Source organism: Streptococcus mitis (assembly GCF_001579035.1).
Taxonomy (GTDB): domain Bacteria; phylum Bacillota; class Bacilli; order Lactobacillales; family Streptococcaceae; genus Streptococcus; species Streptococcus mitis_J.
This window is the reverse complement of the sequence record NZ_KQ970285.1, coordinates 163,098-164,187: the sequence shown is the minus strand read 5'-3', so window position 1 is coordinate 164,187 and position 1,090 is coordinate 163,098. Positions and strand designations below refer to the sequence as shown.

Below are 1,090 nucleotides of genomic sequence, written 5' to 3'. Positions count from 1 at the left end.
ACTCGCTTCATCTCCATCATCGGCTGATAAACTGTCATTAAAATCACAAGTAAGATTGCCAAGATAAAGATAATGATAGATAGTAACAACTCTTGATTTAGCACTCCAACCTGACTTCGGTAAGTGGGTTCTAATAAAATCGTCTTATCTATCTGGAAAAAATCACTCCACTTTTGTAGAATGGTATCGCGATCTATCTCTTTGCTGGAGGTAATCATGTAGCGCCCATTTACAGTATGGGATTTATCCTCAATATAGGATTGGAAGGTCTGGAGTCGAATGAGTTTCACCTTTAAAAAGGTGGGAATGGTTCCTAGATTATTGGGAAGGTCCTGGTTACTGTAGACTCCCTTCTCATTCTTTGAAAAATCAAGAGAAGTCAGACCGAACTCCTGATAGGGGAAGGTTTCCTTATCAAAAACACCAGCCTTGACGGCCTCATCGCCATTATCTACTTTGATAATAGAGACCTTGTCTTGACTTGCAACCTCTTCAAAAAACTGGAGAATCGTTTCTGTCGGTTTAGTGACATCTTTCAAGTACAAGTCAAATGAATAAGTTGTCTTGCCCATCTCCTGAATCCGCACTATTTCTCGTGTAACATTTACATTCAGGACAAAAAACGTAGTACACAGCAAGAGCAAGAGCATACAAAGATGACTGATTTTTTTCATAGAGATACCTCCCGTGAAGAGACAACATTGAGCTAAGTGCAACCTCTTTTTATTTTTTGCTAGACCTTAAGTAGGTGTAAATAAATCCTGCACTTATAGCCAGAGTTGTCCACCATTTAAAATCAATATGCAAAAGTGAAAAGATTATAAAACTGATGATTAGCGAGGCTAAAAGATAAACAATGATTAAAATTTTATTTTTCATAGGAATTGCCTTTCTGAATGGATTCTAGTGTTTACAGCTCATTTGTAAAGTTTACAATAAACAACTAGGGCAATTGTCGATCAAAATGTCCGTTTATCTGTCAATAATCCGAGAAAATCTTGTCGTTTCAAGTCGGAGAAATGTTTGGTAGAAAGACTTCCTTTTTGAAGTCCATCATCTCTAACCTGCAAATAATAGCTATGTTGGCTTG

The 1,090-nt window shown here is 37.2% G+C and carries 1 pseudogene; it reads right to left on the bottom strand.

Going from position 1 to position 1,090, the window contains the following annotated elements:
* Nucleotides 1-674 (bottom strand): annotated as a pseudogene (locus SMIDD26_RS00730) (bacteriocin-associated integral membrane family protein); the annotation flags it as partial.
* Nucleotides 675-1,090: the final 416 nt, after the last annotated feature.